Source organism: Coleofasciculus sp. FACHB-712 (assembly GCF_014695635.1).
In the GTDB taxonomy this organism is placed as follows: domain Bacteria; phylum Cyanobacteriota; class Cyanobacteriia; order Cyanobacteriales; family FACHB-T130; genus FACHB-T130.
Genome location: NZ_JACJOQ010000573.1, coordinates 1 through 2,810, shown reverse-complemented (window position 1 = coordinate 2,810; position 2,810 = coordinate 1). Strand labels below are relative to the sequence as shown.

The window sequence follows — 2,810 nt, the reverse complement described above, 5'->3', positions numbered from 1 at the left end:
GAAGCGTCGTAGAACTGCTGAATTTGCTGATAAAGAGTTGAAGTCATGAAATTTTCAGGCGGTGTTGCTGAAAATTAGCCTACCAGAACTCGGAAAGCAGTAAGCTCTAAAAAGACTTTTCCTGATAGACCCCTAGACCATGACTGTTGCCCGAACTATTTGCTTGGGATTTCTTGCCCTCGTCACTTTGGGAACGATTTTACTGATGCTGCCGTTTTCAACCAGTGACGGCAGTTGGAGCAATCCGATAATCGCGCTATTTACTGCCACGTCTGCGGTCTGCGTAACTGGTTTATCGGTGGTCGATGTGGGGAAATTTTATTCGTTTTGGGGACAATTGTTCCTTGTCTTGCTGGTTCAGGTAGGCGGATTGGGCTACATGACGGCAACGACGTGCCTGTTGCTGTTGCTAGGACGCAAGTTTGGACTGCGAGACAAGATAGCGATTCAACAATCGCTCGACAAGCCAGGATTAGCTGGTGTGGTGGACTTGGTACGCTCAATCATTGCCACAACGCTGATTATTGAAATTACTGGCATCTTTTTACTGATGCTGGTGTTTGTACCCGACTACGGGTTGGATCGCGGTCTTTGGCTATCGATTTTTCATAGTGTGAATGCTTTTAATAATGCAGGCTTTGGCTTGTTTTCAGATAATTTGATGCAATATGTGCGATCGCCTTTGCTCAACCTGATTGTCACTGCCTTGATTATTTTGGGTGGGATTGGCTATGAAGTGATTATGGAAGCGTATTTATGGACGCGCGATCGCTTATCCAAAAGTCAAGCTTGTGTAGTCTTTTCTCTCAACTTTAAGATTGCTACCACGACCACTCTCTTTCTCCTCATCCTGGGAACAATTCTCTTTTTGTTTACAGAATTCAACAATCCACAAACCTTTGGCCCACTTAGTTTCCCTGAGAAGCTTATGGCGGCTTGGTTTCAATCGGTAACACCTCGAACGGCTGGTTTTAATACCATTGATATCGGGAAATTGACCGAAGCGTCTCTTTTTATTACCGTTGCCTTAATGTTTATTGGGACAAATCCTGGCAGTACCGGCGGCGGAATTAAAACCACGACAACAAGGGTCTTACTGAGTTCTACTTTTTCAGCATTACAAGGGAAGGAAGAAGTAGTTTCTTACCAGCGCCAAATCCCGAAGGCGCTAATTGTGAAAGCGACTGGGGTGACAGTTGGTTCGCTTCTGGTGGTCATTGGTTCCACCACTTTAATTGCGATAAGCGATCCACAATTGGCGTTTATCCAAATTTTATTGGAGGTTGTTTCAGCCTTCGCTACTGTTGGACTTTCTACTGGGATTACAGCGAGCATTTCAGTTTTCGCAAAACTGGTATTGATTGCCACCATGTACATCGGTCGGGTGGGAGTTTTGCTCCTGATGTCAGCGATTCTGGGAAATCCCAGCCCCAGCATTATCCGCTATCCGGAGGAGAATTTGTTGGTCGGATAGCGATCGCATTCCCGATGCTTGATAAGCTAGAACCTGAGTAATCTTTAAGCTTTTTGTCAGTTGTTTGTGACCCAATTGCAGCTTGTAGATTAAAAGGTTGAAAGTTAAAAGGTCGGTTTAAACCAACAATTGTTTTCGACGAATGATCCCTAACTCAATGAGTCAGTTCGGAGTTTATTTGTGAACTTATCATCTTTAAACTTTTTTCGCAGTCTCAGCACTAATACCAAGAATCAATTCGCAGTCATTGGGTTAGGTCGTTTTGGTCGTGGCGTCTGCTCGACCTTACACCATCTGGGCTACGAAGTGCTGGGTATTGACGCCGAGGAAAAGAGAGTCGCCCAAGTTTTGACCGATCAAATCGCTTCCCATGCCTTGCAGCTGGACTCGACTGAACCCGCTGCCCTTAAAGAGGGAGGAATTTTTGATTTTGATACGGTGATTGTGGCGATTGGGAATTATCTCGAAGCTAGCGTGGTAACGACCCTGAATCTGAAGGAAGGCGGGGTGACTCATGTGGTAGCAAAAGCATCCTCGGAAATCCATATGAAACTCCTGACAAAAGTCGGGGCAGATCATGTGGTATTTCCAGAGCATGAAATGGGGTGTACGTTAGCGCGATCGCTGACTAAACCAGCTATTTTAGATCGATTCGATCTGGACGTTGATAACAGTATTGTAGAAATTATTATTCCAGACGATTTTCACGGCAAAACCATCTCTGAACTACAACTTCGCAGCCGCTATGGTTTAAATCTGCTAGCAGTCAGTCACAATGGCAAGTTTGAAATTAATCCCAATCCCAACCATCGACTCTATAAGGGAGCCGCAATGGTTGTGATTGGTTCCAACAAAGACATTAATCGCCTACCCATTTAAGAAATTAAAAATTAAAAATTAATCAAGATATTTTTTTAATTTTTAATTTTTAATTTTTAATTCAAGAAGCCCCTAACTGCTGTAGAAATTGGTTAATCTGGTCAATTTTGTCTGCATTCCCCTGCTGATTGAATAGCGTTTTAGCTTGAAAAAGAAAGGGGATTGCCTCTTCGCGTCGTCCAGTTTGTTGCAGCGTTACTCCCAAGTTAAAAAAGGCATCTGCTAGAGTGGAATTGAGGACAATCGCTTCTTGGTAATTCGCGATCGCTTCCGCTAGCAGACCTTGCCGTTGCAGAGCCACGCCCAGATTATAAAGAGTCACGGCATCATTTGGGTTGAGGCGCTTGGCTTCCCTCAATGCCGCAGCTGCATCTTTGACCTGGTTCTCCTTTAACAGCATTGCTCCCAATTGTTGATAAGCGTCGCCATCATTGGGATTGAGACGCACCGCCTGCTT

Annotated in this window: 3 protein-coding genes; 2 read left to right on the top strand and 1 reads right to left on the bottom strand. The window is 44.5% G+C overall.

What is annotated here, in order from left to right:
• Positions 1-139: 139 nt before the first annotated feature.
• Together H6F50_RS20720 and H6F50_RS20715 are read left to right on the top strand one after the other, a co-directional pair.
• Positions 140-1,474, top strand: coding sequence for a TrkH family potassium uptake protein (locus tag H6F50_RS20720; protein ID WP_190414646.1), 1,335 nt, complete (start codon positions 140-142; stop codon positions 1,472-1,474).
• 180 nt (positions 1,475-1,654) lie between these two features.
• Positions 1,655-2,353 carry an NAD-binding protein gene (locus H6F50_RS20715; RefSeq protein ID WP_190414647.1) on the top strand — a complete coding sequence of 233 codons (699 nt, stop codon included), beginning with the start codon at positions 1,655-1,657 and terminating at the stop codon, positions 2,351-2,353.
• A gap of 61 nt (positions 2,354-2,414) precedes the next feature.
• On the opposite strand, the gene H6F50_RS20710 is transcribed toward H6F50_RS20715, so the two are convergent.
• Positions 2,415-2,810, bottom strand: a 396-nt coding sequence (locus H6F50_RS20710) for a tetratricopeptide repeat protein (RefSeq protein WP_190429555.1), incomplete at its 5' end; no start/stop codon positions are given.